The following is a 14,917-nucleotide window of genomic DNA, read 5'->3' on the forward strand; positions in this document are numbered from 1 at the left end:
CCACTCGCGGAGTGAGACGATCGGTGCGTCGGCGACATGGTGGGGCATGCGAGTGATGCGTCCGGAGATCTGGCTGGCCGTGGCGATCGTCCTGGTTGCCGGCTGCGGGGTGCGGGGAGGGGAGACACCGACCGAACCGGGGACGCCGTCCGCCTCGTCCACGCCGGAGCTGCCGGATGGTTTCCGTTGGGAGTCCTACGGCTCGGCCCAGGTGGCGGTGCCGGACGATTGGGGCTGGGAGTCCGCGAGCCAGCGCCTGGGGCAGTGGTGCGCGATCGCGCGGCAGCCGGCACCCGCACCCGCTGTGGGGCGTCCAGGTTCCGCGACGCAGGTCGGCTGTCCCGCTGGAGACCCCCGCGAGACATCGGTGGAGGTCACCGGCGAGTTCGTCGCCTTCACTCCCGTGGACGACGACACGATGGACGCGCACAGGGCGGCGACGGACGGGGACCGTGTCGTCGTGGAGCTCGGCGAGACGCGGCTGATCGTCCAGGCCGAGGCCGGGCTGCGGGATCGGATACTCGCATCGGCCCACCGGATCGACACGGACCATCTCGGTTGCCCCGTATCGCCGCCGCTGGTCGACGATGAGGACTGGATTCCCTCCACGGAGTTCCCCACCGAGCCGTCCGGGATCACCCGGCTGGTGGCGTGCGGGTACACGGCGGGCGGCGGCGAACCCGGTCTGACCGGCTCTGTCGCCCTCGATCCCGATGCGGTCGCCGCGATCGCGCGAGCACCGGAGGGCAGCGGGCCGAACGACCCGAGCAGCTGCCTGTCGATCGACGGGCCCCGCGAGGTGGTCGTGCTGCGAGCATCATCGGGCGAAGGGCAGCTCGATGAGCTGCTGGTGCGCTACGACGACTGCCGCGACGGGGGTTTCTACGACGGCCAAGGAGTCCGTCAGCTGACGCCGGGGGCTGTCGCCGGCGTGTTCGCCGGGCCGCTCCTGCCCGACCACTATGCGGGCCACCATCGGGAGCTGTTCCGCCCTCTGCTCGAGGAGCGCTACGGACGGTGAGGACCGCTCAGCCGGCGTGCTGCTGGCTGGTGGCGGGTTGCCCGCTCGTCGAGAGCTGGAGCGTGCGGTCGGTCCAGTCGCGCAGATCCGCGAGCAGGCTCGGGTTCTCCGCGAGCGAGGTGCCGTAGGACGGCACGATCTCCTTGAGCTTGGGCTTCCAGGCCTCGAACTGCGAACCGAAGCACTTCTCCAAGACCTCGAGCATGGCCGCGACCGACGTCGAGGCGCCGGGGGAGGCCCCGAGCAGTCCCGCGATCGAGCCGTCCGCGGCGCTGATGATCGAGGTGCCGAACTCCAGGCTGCCGCCCTTGCCCTTCTTGCGGACGACTTGCACGCGTTGACCGGCGGTGATGAGCTCCCAGTCGTCGGCATCAGCCGACGGCGCGAAGACATTCAGCTCGTTGACGCGGCTCTTGGAGCTCTTCAGGACCTCCATGACGAGGTATTTGACGAGCGGCATCGAGGTCAGCCCCACGCCGAGCATCGGCATCAGGTTGTTCGGCCGGATCGACCGCGGCAGATCGGTGAAGGAGCCGTTCTTGAGGAACTTGGGGGTCCAGCCTGCATAGGGGCCGAAGAGCAGGCTGCGCTGACCGTCGATCACGCGGGTGTCGAGGTGGGGCACCGACATCGGGGGAGCGCCCACCGCCGCGAGCCCGTAGACCTTGGCCTGGTGCTGGTCGGCGATATCGGTGTTGAGGCAGCGTAGGAACTGCCCGCTGACCGGGAACCCGGCGAAGCCCTTGATCTCCTCGATGCCGGACTTCTGCAGCAGGTGCAGCGCCCCGCCGCCCGCGCCCACGAAGACGAAGCGCGCGTTGAGCTGGTAGGTGGATCCCTGCTGCTTGTCCTTGACCTTCGCGACCCACGTGCCGTCGGTCTGCTTGGTGAGGTTCTTGACCTGCTGGCCGTAGCGGATGTCGGCTCCGCGCTGCCCGAGGCTGTTGACGAACTGGCGGGTCAGCGACCCGTAGTCGACATCGGTGCCGTTCTGCGACCAGTTGAGGGCGATCGGCTCGTCGTCCTCTCGGCCGTCGGCCATCAGCGGGAGACGCCGCGCGAACTCCTGGCGATCTTCGATGAGCTCGATGCCCTCGAAGAGCGGGTTCTCGGCGAGGGCGTCATAGCGCCGGCGCAGGTACTCGGCGTTCTCGGCGCCACGCACGAAGCTGACGTGCGGCACCGGGTTGACGAAGGAGGAGGGGTCGGTAAGCTGCCCATTCTCGACCGCGTAGGACCACATCTGGCGCGAGAGCTGGAACTGCTCGTTGATCGTGAGCGCCTTGCTGACATCGACCGATCCGTCGGCCAGCTGCGGGGTGTAGTTGAGCTCGCACAGTGCCGCGTGGCCGGTGCCGGCGTTGTTCCACGGATCGCTGCTCTCGAGGGCAGGGCCGTCGAGGCGCTCCAGGACGGTGATGCTCCAGTCCGGCTCCAGCGACTGCAGGAGCGCGCCGAGCGTCGCGCTCATGACACCCGCCCCGACGAGCAGGACATCGGTCGTCTGACGAGAAGGCTGATGGGTGGTCCGGATCTCAGGGAGGTTGGCCTGGCTGGACAAGCGAGAATCACTCCTGCGTCGCGTGAAGGGGCCCGTGACGAATGGGGCCATCGGCCATTCTCGCTCGGCGACACGCCGGTGGCCTACCCGCGTGCGGGTGATCTTCGCCTCATCGCGGGTCCGACCACCACGCGCGGGGGACACCCTAGGACGTCCTAAGATGTGCGCGTGAGCGATTTCTATGCACTGTCCGAGGAGCACCAGGCCATCCGCGAGACCGTCCGGGCGTTGGCGGAGGCGAAGATCGCCCCGTTCGCCGCCGCGGTCGACGAGGAGGCCCGTTACCCGCAGGAGGCCCACGACGCGCTGGTGGCCGGCGGCTTCCATGCGCCCCACGTGCCCGAGGCGTACGGCGGGGCCGGAGCCGATGCGTTGGCGACGGTGCTGGTGATCGAGGAGGTCGCTCGCGCGTGTGTGTCGAGCTCGCTCATCCCCGCGGTCAACAAGCTCGGATCGCTTCCGGTGCAGATCGGCGGCAGCGAGGAGCTGAAGCAGACGTACCTCGGCAAGCTGGCGGCGGGCGAGGGCGGCTTCTCCTACTGTCTCTCCGAGTCCGAGGCCGGCTCGGATGCCGCCAACCAGAAGGCCCGCGCCGTCCGCGACGGCGACCACTGGGTGCTGAACGGCACCAAGCGGTGGATCACCAATGCCGGTGAGTCCGAGTACTACACCGTGCTCGCCATGACCGATCCGGAGAAGCGCAGCAAGGGCATCAGCGCCTTCGTCGTGGAGAAGTCCGACGAAGGGGTGTCCTTCGGGGCACCGGAGAAGAAGCTCGGCATCAAGGGCTCACCGACCCGCGAGGTCTACTTCGACGATGTCCGCATTCCCGAGGAGCGCATCATCGGCGACGAGGGCAAGGGTTTCGCGATCGCGATGGAGACCCTCGACCACACCCGGGTGACGATCGCGGCGCAGGCGGTCGGCGTCGCGCAGGGCGCCCTGGACTATGCGCTCGGCTATGTCCAGGAGCGTCAGCAGTTCGGCAAGCCGATCAGCGACTTCCAGGGTCTGCAGTTCATGATCGCCGACATGGGCATGAAGGTGGAGGCCGCGCGACAGATCACCTATGCCGCCGCGGGTCGCTCCGAGCGGGGCGACAAGGATCTGACCTTCTTCGGCGCCGCCGCCAAGGCCTTCGCCTCCGACACCGCGATGCAGGTGACGACCGATGCCGTGCAGCTGCTCGGGGGGTACGGCTTCACGCGTGACTACCCGGTCGAGCGGATGATGCGCGATGCCAAGATCACCCAGATCTACGAGGGCACCAATCAGGTCCAGCGCATCGTCATGGCTCGCCAGCTCCTCGCCGGCATCCAGTCCACCCTCTGACGGCTCCCGCCTGGTGGCGGTAGCTGGTCAACCCTTCGCACACGTCAGCGGTAGCGGGTCAACCTCATCGAGTCCGGATGAGGTTGAACCGCTACCGGTGCTTGGGACCTGAGGTTGATGGTCTACCGCCGCCAGGCGAGGCGACCGGTCCCAGGACCGTCTACTCGGGTAGACCGGTGGGGGTGCAGAGGTCGCCGAGGTCCCCGCTGGTGTCGTTGATCAGATGGTCGAAGAAGGCCGGGGCGCGGGTGCTGTCCCAGTTCACCTGCATGTCCGCGATCGGCACGGTGCAGTTGAGGCCGCTGCCGCCCATCGCCCCCGACAGCGCCCACGCGAAGCGCACGAAGGAGAAGAGCGAGACATCGTCGCCGACAGCGAGCGAGCTGCCGGTGTCGACCGCGGCGCCGTAGTAGCGCAGCGGATTGAGGACGGTCCAGGGCGACCGAGCCTTGGCGCCGATCGCGCCGATCACCTCGCGCTGGGCCTCTCCGCGCGCGATATCGCCGGCGGCGTAGGCCTTGCGATTGCGCGAGTAGGCGAGGGCGGTCTCCCCGTCGACCGTCTGGCAACCCGCCTCGATGTCGAGCCCCGAGTCCTCGTCCTGCAAGGCGTTCTCCGGGCACAGCTCGATGCCGCCCAGGGAGTCCACGACGTCCACCAGGCCCTCGAAGCCGATCTCGACGAAGCCGTCGATGTGCAGGCCGGTGTTCTGCTCGATCGTCTGCACGAGCAGCGGGGCGCCGCCGAAGGCATAGGCCGCGTTGATCTTGGTGTTCCCGTGTCCGGGGATGTCGACGAGCGAGTCCCGCGGGAACGACGTCAGCACGGTGGGGCCCCGTCCCGTGTGCAGCACCATGATCGAGTCGGTGCGCCCGCGGGCCTCCTCGCCCGGACGAGCATCCGACCCGACGATCACATAGTTCGATCCGCGCTGCCCATCGGGGCGATCGCCGTCCGGCGTCGCCGGGACCTTGGTGACCTGAGCCCAGGCGATGAAGGGCACGGCGACCAGGAAGGCGAGCCAGAGCACCAGCAGCAGCCACAGATAGCGCAGCTTGCCCCGCTTCTTGCGCGGACGTCCCGCCGAGCCGCTGCCCGACCCCGGCGGCGGCAGCTGCGGGGGCGGTAGATCGTCGCCGCCGCGAGGAGAGGGCTCGGGAGAGGACGACCGTCGACGATCGTCCTCATAGAGCCAGTCGTATTCGCCGGAACGGCCGTCGGAGGACATGGGTCGAAAATAGCCGAGCCGGTGACGGGGGAGAAAAACACTGCTGTGCTCGGCGCGTCTCGTGGCCTCGCCCGCTCACGGCGTCGATACTGGGCGGGACCTACGGACCCTTCCCCACCGTAAGGACGACGATGTCGAACGTGCCCTCCAGTGTCATGGGCGGTAGCTACAGCGACCCCGAGGCCGCCACCTCCCGTATCCGATTCCGGCGCTCCCTCACCCTCGCGGCCATGTCGGTCGTGATGCCCGGATCGGCCCAGCTGGTGCACGGCAATCGCACCGTCGGCCGGATCGCCGTGCGGGTCTGGCTGGGTGTCCTCGCCCTCGCCGCCCTCCTCGCTCTCATCGCCCTCACCTCGCGTTCGATGCTCTTCGAGTTCGCCACCAACGGCCTGATCCTGGGGGTCGGCCGCTGGCTGCTCATCGCGGGCGCCGTCGCCTGGGCGGCCCTCATCGTCGACGCCTGGCGACTGGGACGTCCGCGCGAGCTGCGCCGCGGTCACCGAGCCATCTCCGCGGGGGTCAACGGCGTGCTGTGCTTCGTGGTGGCGGGGGTCATGTTCTTCGCCGCGCACACCGTCTCGGTCGTGGACGGATTCGCCGGCGCGGTCTTCGCGTCCACCACCTCCGTCGATCCCCATGAGGGTCGGTACAACATCCTCCTGCTCGGATCGGACGCCGACGACGACCGCACGGGGATGCGACCGGACTCCATCAACGTCGTGAGCGTGGACGCCGACACCGGACGAGCCGTCATCATCGGCCTGCCGCGCAATCTGGAGAACGTCCCCTTTCCGAAGGACTCGGTGATGGGGAAGGAGTTCCCGAACGGCTTCGACTGCGACGACTGCTATCTCAACGGGGTCAACACCTGGGCCGAGGATCACGCCGACCTCTTCGACTCCTCCTCGCCGGGCATCGGCGCGACGATGGAGGCCGTCGAGGAGGTCACCGGGCTGAAGCTCAACTACTACGCGCTCATCAACATGCACGGCTTCGAGGGTCTGGTCGATGCCGTCGGCGGTGTGACGATGAACGTGCGCGAGCGCACCGCGATCGACGGCATCGGCAATCCGATCAGCGGTTACATCGAGGCGGGCGAGCAGAAGCTCGACGGCTACGAGGCCCTGTGGTACGCCCGCAGCCGGGTGCTCAACGACGACTGGTCGCGCATGGGCCGGCAGAAATGCGTCATGAACGCGATGGCACAGCAGCTGAGCCCGCAGACGGTGGTCATGAACATGCAGAAGATCGCCGACTCCGGCGAGGCGATGCTCGAGACCGATATCCCGCGTCAGGATCTCAACATCTTCATGGACCTGGTGCTGAAGACCCGGGGCGAGCCGATCTCCTCGGTCTCGCTCGTGCCGCCGGAGATCAACACCGGCGATCCGGACTATCCCAAGGTGCACCGGATGGTCGAGGACGCGATCGCCGTCGCCGAAGGCCGACCGGAGGCGACCTCGCTGATGGTGTCGTCCTCGCTCTCGATGGCCGATCCGAATCCCGAGACCCTGGACCCGCGCAAGGCCAATCAGACCGAGGACCTCGACCAGACGTGTTGATGGGGCTCAGGGACACCGCCGCCGGGGCGGTCGATCGGTGACTGGCACACTGGGCGACGACCCGGAACCGCCCGAGAGGAGCACTGCCCTGGAACCGCAGGACGTGCGCCCCGGCCGTCGCCGGATGTCCCCGGATCGTGCACTGCGCCGAGCCCTCTCGCTCATGGCTGCCACGATCATCTGGCCCGGCAGCGCGCAGTTCCTCGCCGGTGCGAGACGTCTCGGGCAGGTCGTGATGGGGCTGTGGGCGCTGGCCGTCCTCGGCTTCCTGGTGGCTGTTCTGGTCATCCGTCCCGAGCGCGAGACCTTGATCGGGTGGGTGACCGACCCGGCGACCCTCGACATCGCCCGCTTCGGCCTCGCGATCGTCACGATCGGCTGGCTGGGGCTCTTCATGGACGCGTGGCGGCTCGCGGTGCTGCCCGGCCTCGACCTCCGGCGCATGGCAGTCGTCAGCGTGGTGAACATGGTGGTGATCGCCCTCGCGAGTGGCATCGTGACGGTCGGCTGGAACACGGTCTCCGCCTCCCGGCAGGTCGTGACGCAGGTCTTCGACGCGACCGAGACGACGCCTCCGCTGCAAGGGCGGTACAACATTCTGCTCTTGGGTGCGGACTCCGGCGACGGTCGCGAGGGACTGCGCCCGGACTCCCTGAACGTCGTGAGCATCGATGCCGCTACCGGGGACAGCGTGATGATCTCGCTCCCGCGCAACCTGCAGAACGTCCCCTTCCCCGAGGGCTCGCCGATGCGGGAGGCCTACCCCTACGGCTTCAACTGCGGCGAGGAGTGCCTGCTCAACGCGGTGCACACGGCGGGGGAGGACCGCTCGGACCTGTACCCGGACAGCGCTGACCCGGGGCTGGACGCCACGATCGACGCGGTCGAGGGTGCCACGGGGCTGACGATGAACTACTACGTGCTCATCAACATGGAGGGATTCGCGTCGCTGGTCGACGCCGTGGGTGGGATCACGGTGAACGTTCCCACCCCGATCGCCATGTTCGGTGAGACCGACCGCAAACGCGACGAGTACCTCGCCGCGGGACGGCAGAAGCTCGACGGCAATGAGGCGCTGTGGTTCGCTCGCAGCCGGATCCAGAGCGACGACTTCGACCGGATGGCGCGGCAGAAGTGCCTGATGGTCTCGATGCTCGATCAGCTCAGCCCGCAGACCGTGCTGCTGAACGCGGGGAAGATCGCCGACTCGAGCGCCCAGATGTTGGCCACGAATCTCCCGGGATCGGAGCTCGCGGCCTTCGCCGATCTGGCGCTCAAGGCACGCGGGACGCAGATCGCCACGCTGTCGGTGGTGCCGCCGGAGTACAACACGGCCAATCCCGATTTCGCTCAGATCCACGCCGATATCCAGGCGCTCATCGACGGCACCGTCGAGACTCCCGCGACGCCCGATCCCGCCGACGAGACCGCCGAGCCGACAGAGCCGGATCCGACCGAAGCCGGCGAGACCGAGCCGACCCCGGACGCCAATATCACCGACGACCTCGCCGCCGCCTGCTGAAACCGCGACCCCGGGGCGGTGACTTACGCACGTCTCGCGCCCTTGGGCGGTGGGTTACGCACGTCTCGCGGCCGTTGAGGGGTGCGTAGGCCACCGCTCGCGTCGTTGAGGAGTGCGTGAGTCACCGCTCGCGCGGCGGGTCAGGGCAGCTCGGCGTTCTCCTGGGCCGCGATCCGCGCGCGGTCCTCGTCGCCTCCGCCGACCGTGATCACCAACGAACCGGCGCTGAGGCAGGCGGCGACGAGCGCGTCGATCTCCTCGCCGAGTGCCGGCGTGTCCAGCAGGAGACGGCGCCCGTCCGGTGCCGACTGGAGGACCTCGGCATGCGAGCGCCGAGTGCCGTCGAGGTCGACGGCGAGATCGTCGGGGCTGGGAGAGTCGATCGTCAGCAGCAGGTCGGGCTGCGGAGGCACGACCTCGGCGATGTCGATGAATCCCTCGGGGCGATCGGCGAAACGCGCACCCAGCGGGCGCAGCGAGGCGGCCAGGCGGATGGGCTCGTCGGCATCGAGATCGGGGCCGACGACGGCGATATCGGCGGGCTGATCGGTGACCACCGCGCCGGCCGTCCAGGCGGCGAGGGCCCACACCGGCCGTAGCCAATGCGCGGGCAACCCCAGGCGCAGCCGGGCACCGGCCTCGATCTCGAGCTCCTCGGTGAGATAGTTGGTCGCCTTGGCGACCCAGTTGCCGAGCGTGATGCCGCTCAACTCGACCCGCTCACCGGTGGCGAGGTCGTAGAACGTGATGAGCGGTTGAGGGCTCGCGGGGGCGAGCGAAGCCAGGGTCGAGGACACCTCTCGACCGTACAACCTGTGGACGACACGCCGAAGATATCCCCAGGATTGCTTTTCAGCTTGACGTTTGGCAGGACCACGGCTGTAATTTCAGGTATGTCATTCGAGGTTTGGCCACCGCCCAGCGATCCAGAGCTGGCCTGGCAGGAGCGTGCCCTGTGTGCCCAGACCGACCCCGAGTCGTTCTTCCCCGAGAAGGGCGGCTCAACCCGCGAGGCCAAGCGCGTCTGCACGACGTGCGAGGTCCGGGACGATTGCTTGGAGTATGCGCTCGCTCACGACGAGCGCTTCGGCATCTGGGGCGGTCTCTCAGAGCGCGAACGCCGCAAGCTCAAGAAGCGCGCCTGACCCACGGCGCGCTTCTTCGCCTCGTCCACTAGCCTCGGCTGGGTGGACGAGGAGGAACAGCTGCCCGCGTGGCGCAGTTCGCCACCGCGTGTCGTCGCCGTTCTGGTGAGTCGCCGCGGTGAGCGTTGGCTGCCCCAGACCCTGGCATCGCTGGCGCAGCTGGAGCATCTGCCCGCCGAATGGGTCGCCGTCGATGTCGCCCCCCAGGAGGACGCCTCCGGCACCCTGCTGCGCGAGGCCCTCGGTGACGCACACGTCGTCGAGGCGCCCGCGGGCACCGGTTTCGGTGACGCCGTCCGCCTGGGGCTCGAGCACGCGAGCGGCCCGGCGGAGTGGATCTGGCTGCTCCACGACGATGCGATCGTCGATCCCGGCGCCCTCACGGCCCTGCTCGACGAGGCCACGAGCGCCGAGGACATCGCCGTCGTCGGACCGAAGATCCGTGAGTGGCCCTCCCTCCAGCGCCTGCTCGAAGTGGGCCGCACGGTCACCGGCACCGGTCGACTCGAGACCGGGCTCGAACCGGGCGAGCCCGACGCCGGCCAGCACGACTGGCCCCGCGATGTTCTCGCGGTGAACACCGCCGGCATGTTGGTGCGGAACGACGCCTGGGAGCGGCTCGGCGGTCTCGATCCGGCGCTCCCGCTCTTCTTCGACGATGTCGACTTCGGCTGGCGGGTCGCTCGTGCGGGCCTTCGGACCCGCACCGCGCCGCCGGCGGTGATCTTCCATGCCGAGGCGTCGGCCCGGCGCACACGGCGCCGTCGGGTCGTCGCCGGGGAGCAGCGTCGTGCCGCCGTCTACACGGTGCTGGCCAACGAGACCGGCTTCCGGTTCTGGTGGCAGTCCGTGCGCTTCGTCCTCGGTTCCTTGCTGCGGATGATCGCCGATCTGGTCTTCAAGGACACACGGGGAGCGCGTGGAGAGGCCGCCGCGCTCCGCTCGGTCTTCGCCGCCCCGCGACGCATGCGGGGTGCCCGCCGTGACCGCGCCGCGACCGCCACGGTCGCTCGGCGCGACATCCGGCACCTGTTCCCCTCCGCCTGGCTGCCGTACCAGCACGGCTGGGATGTCATGGTCGAGAGCGTCCAGGCGATGGTGCGGCCCGAGGCGGTCCAGACGCTCGGACGTCGTGCGTCGTCCCTGGACGTCCTCGACGAGGAGATCGTCGTAGAGGACGCCGATCGCTGGTACCGGCGGTACCCCTGGGCCACGACGCTGCTCGTGCTGGTCCTGCTCGCGCTGATCGCCGCCCGTGGTCTCTGGACGGGCAGCGTGGCCTCACCCGTGCTGCCCGCCTCGCCGGACTCGGTCGCGGACTGGTGGCGCGACCTGATGGCGCGCACCGTCGACGGCGCGGGCCTTCCAGCAAGCTCGTGGCCGGCCCCGTATCTTCCCGTCATCGCGCTGGTGGGGCTGCCCTTCGCCTTCGCCCCCGGGCTGTTGCCATGGACGATCCTGGTGCTCGCCGTGCCCCTTGCCGCCATGACGGCACATCGCTTCGGCCGGCTCATCACCGATCATCGCGTCGCTCGCATGATCTGGGCCGTCTCGTACGGCGTGCTGGTGGCGGGCACCGGTGCCGTCGCGCAGGGACGACTCGGCACCGTCGTGGCGCTCGTGCTCGCCCCGCTGCTCGCGAATGTCGTCACCCACACCCTGGTGACTCCGTCGTGGACCCGAGCCGCTCAGGTCGGGCTCTGGCTGGCCGTGGTCTCGGTCTTCGCGCCGGCCGGCTTCCTCATCGCGATCGTCGCCATCGCGGGTCTGCTCATCGTCGCTCGCCTCCGACCGCCGCGCGAGCTCGTGGCCGGCGTCGTCGCGGCCGCGCTCGTGGCGGGCCCGTCGTGGTGGGCGCGGTTCCTGCACCCGTCGCTGTGGTGGTGGGAGGCCGGTGTGCCGCGCGGCGTCGACACCACCGCGCTGGACATCCTCGGAGGCCTCGGCGGCGGTCCGGGCGCCACGCTGCCCTGGCTCTCCTTCGGCGTCCTGGTGCTCGGTGTGCTCGCGCTCGTGCCCCGCGCCACGCGGTACGAGGTGAGTGTGAGCTGGGTCGTCGCTCTCAGCGGACTCGTGATCGCCGCCATCGGGATGCTGGTTCCGGCGGTCGCCGGTCCGCCGGGCTCATCGGCCTGGTCGGGCCTCGGGTCCGCGATCTGGATCGCGGGTCTCGGGACCGCGGCTCTTCTCGCTGCCGGCGAGACCGCCCGCGCGGGCCGCCGGGTCGCGCTCGGGCTCACCGTCCTCGCCCTGGTGTTCCCGCTGGGCGCCGGTGCGTGGTGGGTCGCTCGCGGTATCGAAGGGCCGCTGGCGTCGACGGCCGAGCCGACCGTTCCCGCCTACCTGGCCGATCAGGACATCACGACGCTGATGGTCTCGGGCGATATCGAGGACGGCGTCACGATCGACGTCGTCCACGGCCGGGGACCGCATCTCGGGCAGGAGACCGCCCGGGCCGCGCCGGAGCGTCGCGACGACTTCGCCGCGGTGGTCGCTCGCCTCGTCGCCGAACCATCGTCGGCCTCGGTGCAGGACCTGGCCGATGCCGGTGTCCAGGCGATCTACCTGCCGGACGCGAGCACCGACGCCGCCGTGCGGATCAGCGCCGCCCCGGGGCTCGCCCCGGCGGGCAGCGACCGGCCCGGCTCGCGCGTGTGGACCGTCGAGGTGGAGCCGTCCGATGACATCGACACCCCTGAGGCGTCGGCGGCGCGTCCGGTCCTCGTCGGAGTCTGGCTGCTCGGCTGGGGAGCCCTGGCCATCGGGGCGATCCCCGGCCGCGGCCGCGCCGAGCAGGAGGAAGAGCTGTGAAGATCCAGATCACCCCCCGTTTCCTGGCACCGGTGGTGGCGGCAGCCGTGATCGTCGTCGCCGCGGTGGTGCCCTCGGTGTCCCGCGACGCCGACGAACGGTCGCCCGAAACGCTCGACGTCGACGCGACCACCTACACCTGTCCGTCCGGCGACGGGCTCTCCGTGCTGGCAGGACAGGTATCGCCGGGCGACTCCGTCTCCGCGCGCGCATTGCCCGATGACGCCGAGATCGCCGACCTGGAGGACCCGGCCGACTGGAGAGCCGCCGGAAGCGCCGGCGAGGCGGTGGCCGTCACCCAGACGGGCTCGGGCTCGGGGGCGGCCGGCTTCGTCACCGGGAACGCTGACGGCAGTGGCGACGGCCTGGTGGTCGCGCCGTGCGCCACGCGTGCCGATGACGACTGGTTCACCGGCCTCGGCGCGGTCGACGGACACGATTCGCAGCTCGTGATCGTCAACCCGGGCGATGGTCCCGCGGTCGTGCGGCTCTCTGCATGGGGGGAGTCCGGAGCCTTGGCGATTGCCGGTGACGACACCATCACGCTCGACGCCGGCGAGGTGCGGCGTGTCGCCGCCTCGGATCTCGCGGCGGCAGAGACGACCATGGCCGTCCGGGTGCAGCGTCTGCGGGGTGAGGCCACGGCCCAGGTCCTCGACGCGGGCAGCTCGGACGTCCGGGGCAGCGAGCTCATGACGGCCTCGGCGGCTCCGGCCCGCGAGGTGGTCGTCGCCTCGGCGGACGGCGAGGGGGCGAGAGCGCTCCTGATGACCAACCCGGGGGAGGAGACCGCGAACGTGCGGGTCTCGGCCCTCGGTGCCGACAACGGCACGTACGTGCTGGAGGGGCTCGACGACGTCCCGGTCGAGCCAGGCACCGTCGCGCGCGTCGATCTCCCCGCCGTGGACGCTCCGCTCCTGCTGAGCGCGGACCAGCCGGTCACGGCCACGAGCCGGTGGCAGGGGGAGAACGACCTCGCCCTCGGGACGAGCCTCACCGCGCTCGAGGACCGTGGCGCGCTCCTCCCGGTGGTCGCCGACACGCGTCTGACCGTGGCGAGCACCGGGCGGGCCGGGCAGGCGACCGTCGAGGCCTTCGATACCGATATGAACTCGCTCGGGGAGCAGACGCTGGACATCCCCGAGGGCGGCAGTCTCGCGATCGGGGCGGGCGAGGTCGCCGACGGAGCGGCCTATCTCCTGGTGACCGGTCCCGGGATGTATGCCCAGGCGAGATACGCCGAGGGGGACGGGATCGCCCTGGCACCCGTCCTCGCCGCACCCACGGCCGTGCTCGCGCCGCATGTCTCCTGGGGCGGACGCTGGCACTGACCGCCTGCGCAGCCTCGGTGCCAGCGGTGACCTGCGCACCTCACGACCCGATGAGCGGTGATTTACGCACCTCTCACGGCCAGTGAGGAGTGCCTCAGCCACCGCTCTGGCGGTCGAGGCGTGCGTAGGTCACCGCTCCTGCGGGCGCGGCGACGGAACCGTCGACCAGGTGGCGTCCATCGGTGGGGCCGTGTGAGACGGGCCACCCTCCGAGGCGCGGGAGGGTGGTCGAGATTTTCGCAACACCGGTCTAGCCTTATTCGCATGGGCCACGGACACCAGCACACGAGCGGCGTCCAGCACCGCGGTCGTCTCGCGGCCGTGCTTGCTATCGCGATCACCGTCTTCCTCGTGCAGATCGTCGTGGCGACCCTCACTGGCAGCCTCGCCCTCTTCGCCGACGCCGGCCACGTGCTCACCGATGCCATCGGCGTGCTCATGGCGCTCATCGCGATCACCATCGGGCAGCGCGGTGGCGGGCGTGATGCTCGATCGTCCTATGGCTTCCATCGCGCCGAGGTGCTCGCGGCCGGAGCCAACGGGCTCATCCTGATCGGCCTGTGCGCGGTCATCGTGGTCGGCGCCGTCCGCCGGCTCAGCAGCCCGGTGGACATCGACGGGGGTCTCGTCCTGGCCGCCGGTGCCGTCGGCCTGGTCGCCAATATCGTCGCGCTGCTGCTGTTGCGCAGCGGGGCGCGGGAGAACCTCAACGTCCGGGGTGCGTATCTGGAGGTCCTGGGGGACGCGCTCGGCTCGATCGCCGTGCTGGTCTCGGCCACGATCATCGTGGCGACCGGCTGGTCCGCGGCCGACCCGATCGCCTCGCTGGTGATCGCCGCGCTCATCGTCCCGCGGGCGATCTCGCTACTGCGGGAGGTCGGCGAGGTCCTGCTCGAGTCGGCCCCGCGCGGAGTCGACCTGGCGGCTCTGCGTGACCACATCGTCGATATCCCCGGCGTGGTCGATGTCCACGATCTGCACGTGTGGACCATCACCTCGGGCATGCCCGTCATGAGCGCACACGTCGTGGTCGCCGAGTCGGTCGATCAGATGAGCGAGGCGCACGAGGTGCTCGACCGGCTCCGTTCCTGCCTGTCGGAGCACTTCGATGTCGAGCACTCGACCTTCCAGATCGAGCCATTGGGCCACGAGGACTCCGAGTCCCACGTCCACGTCTGAGCCGTCGCCCGTTCCGCCCCCACCAGGGCGGTGACCTACGCACCGCTCGGCGTTGGGGCGGTGACCTACGCACCGCTCGCGGCTCTCGAGGGGTGTCTCACCCACCGTTGCCCATCGCGAGAGGTGCGTAACTCACCGCTCGAGGCACGCTGGGTTGAGCGGTGGGGGGCGGCCACCCCCACCCGCCGGCGGGCGGGGGGCGCGCCACCCCCGGGGGGGGGG

Annotated in this window: 11 protein-coding genes; 8 read left to right on the plus strand and 3 right to left on the minus strand. The window is 69.9% G+C overall.

Annotated elements, in window-relative coordinates; all coding sequences use genetic code 11:
• Nucleotides 1–46 precede the first annotated feature (46 nt).
• The gene (locus FNM00_RS02185; RefSeq protein ID WP_143911367.1) at nt 47–1,021 is read left to right on the plus strand and encodes a hypothetical protein; all 975 of its coding nucleotides are present in this window, start codon (nt 47–49) and stop codon (nt 1,019–1,021) included.
• 7 nt (nt 1,022–1,028) lie between these two features.
• On the opposite strand, the gene mqo is transcribed toward FNM00_RS02185, so the two are convergent.
• Nucleotides 1,029–2,582, minus strand: coding sequence for a malate dehydrogenase (quinone) (gene mqo / locus FNM00_RS02190; RefSeq protein ID WP_246065029.1), 1,554 nt, complete (start codon nt 2,580–2,582; stop codon nt 1,029–1,031).
• A 168-nt stretch (nt 2,583–2,750) separates the two neighbouring features.
• Here mqo and FNM00_RS02195 point away from each other — a divergent pair, with 168 nt between their 5' ends.
• Nucleotides 2,751–3,914, plus strand: a complete 1,164-nt coding sequence (locus tag FNM00_RS02195; protein WP_185972931.1) for an acyl-CoA dehydrogenase family protein — start codon at nt 2,751–2,753, stop codon at nt 3,912–3,914.
• A 160-nt stretch (nt 3,915–4,074) separates the two neighbouring features.
• On the opposite strand, the gene FNM00_RS02200 is transcribed toward FNM00_RS02195, so the two are convergent.
• Nucleotides 4,075–5,142, minus strand: coding sequence for an LCP family protein (locus FNM00_RS02200; protein ID WP_143911370.1), 1,068 nt, complete (start codon nt 5,140–5,142; stop codon nt 4,075–4,077).
• 140 nt (nt 5,143–5,282) lie between these two features.
• Between FNM00_RS02200 and FNM00_RS02205 the strand changes: the two genes are divergently transcribed.
• The gene (locus FNM00_RS02205) at nt 5,283–6,707 is read left to right on the plus strand and encodes an LCP family protein (RefSeq protein ID WP_246065030.1); all 1,425 of its coding nucleotides are present in this window, start codon (nt 5,283–5,285) and stop codon (nt 6,705–6,707) included.
• Nucleotides 6,708–6,744: 37 nt separating this feature from the next.
• Nucleotides 6,745–8,229: an LCP family protein gene (locus tag FNM00_RS02210; RefSeq protein ID WP_143911372.1), complete on the plus strand. Its 1,485-nt coding sequence runs from the start codon at nt 6,745–6,747 to the stop codon at nt 8,227–8,229.
• A 140-nt stretch (nt 8,230–8,369) separates the two neighbouring features.
• On the opposite strand, the gene FNM00_RS02215 is transcribed toward FNM00_RS02210, so the two are convergent.
• On the minus strand, nt 8,370–9,026 hold the full coding sequence (locus FNM00_RS02215; protein ID WP_185972932.1) for a TIGR03089 family protein: 657 nt from the start codon (nt 9,024–9,026) through the stop codon (nt 8,370–8,372).
• Between the two features lie 96 nt (nt 9,027–9,122).
• Between FNM00_RS02215 and FNM00_RS02220 the strand changes: the two genes are divergently transcribed.
• The 4 genes from FNM00_RS02220 (at nt 9,123) to FNM00_RS02235 (ending at nt 14,695) form a co-directional block, all read left to right on the plus strand.
• Nucleotides 9,123–9,374, plus strand: coding sequence for a WhiB family transcriptional regulator (locus FNM00_RS02220; RefSeq protein WP_185972933.1), 252 nt, complete (start codon nt 9,123–9,125; stop codon nt 9,372–9,374).
• A 42-nt stretch (nt 9,375–9,416) separates the two neighbouring features.
• Nucleotides 9,417–12,185, plus strand: coding sequence for a glycosyltransferase family 2 protein (locus tag FNM00_RS02225; protein ID WP_143911374.1), 2,769 nt, complete (start codon nt 9,417–9,419; stop codon nt 12,183–12,185).
• Nucleotides 12,182–13,516, plus strand: coding sequence for a DUF5719 family protein (locus FNM00_RS02230; protein WP_143911375.1), 1,335 nt, complete (start codon nt 12,182–12,184; stop codon nt 13,514–13,516). The genes FNM00_RS02225 and FNM00_RS02230 overlap by 4 nt, the downstream gene beginning before the upstream one ends.
• A 264-nt stretch (nt 13,517–13,780) precedes the next feature.
• Complete coding sequence (locus FNM00_RS02235; RefSeq protein WP_143911376.1) at nt 13,781–14,695, plus strand: cation diffusion facilitator family transporter; 915 nt, start codon at nt 13,781–13,783, stop codon at nt 14,693–14,695.
• Nucleotides 14,696–14,917: the final 222 nt, after the last annotated feature.

This window comes from Aeromicrobium piscarium (assembly GCF_007421815.1).
GTDB lineage: Bacteria > Actinomycetota > Actinomycetes > Propionibacteriales > Nocardioidaceae > Aeromicrobium > Aeromicrobium piscarium.

Coding starts and splice junctions, on each gene's coding strand:
- FNM00_RS02185 (WP_143911367.1), top strand. CDS start 47: ATGCGAGTGATGCGTCCGGAGATCTGGCTGGCCGTGGCGATCGTCCTG.
- FNM00_RS02200 (WP_143911370.1), bottom strand. CDS start 5,142: ATGTCCTCCGACGGCCGTTCCGGCGAATACGACTGGCTCTATGAGGAC.
- FNM00_RS02220 (WP_185972933.1), top strand. CDS start 9,123: ATGTCATTCGAGGTTTGGCCACCGCCCAGCGATCCAGAGCTGGCCTGG.
- FNM00_RS02235 (WP_143911376.1), top strand. CDS start 13,781: ATGGGCCACGGACACCAGCACACGAGCGGCGTCCAGCACCGCGGTCGT.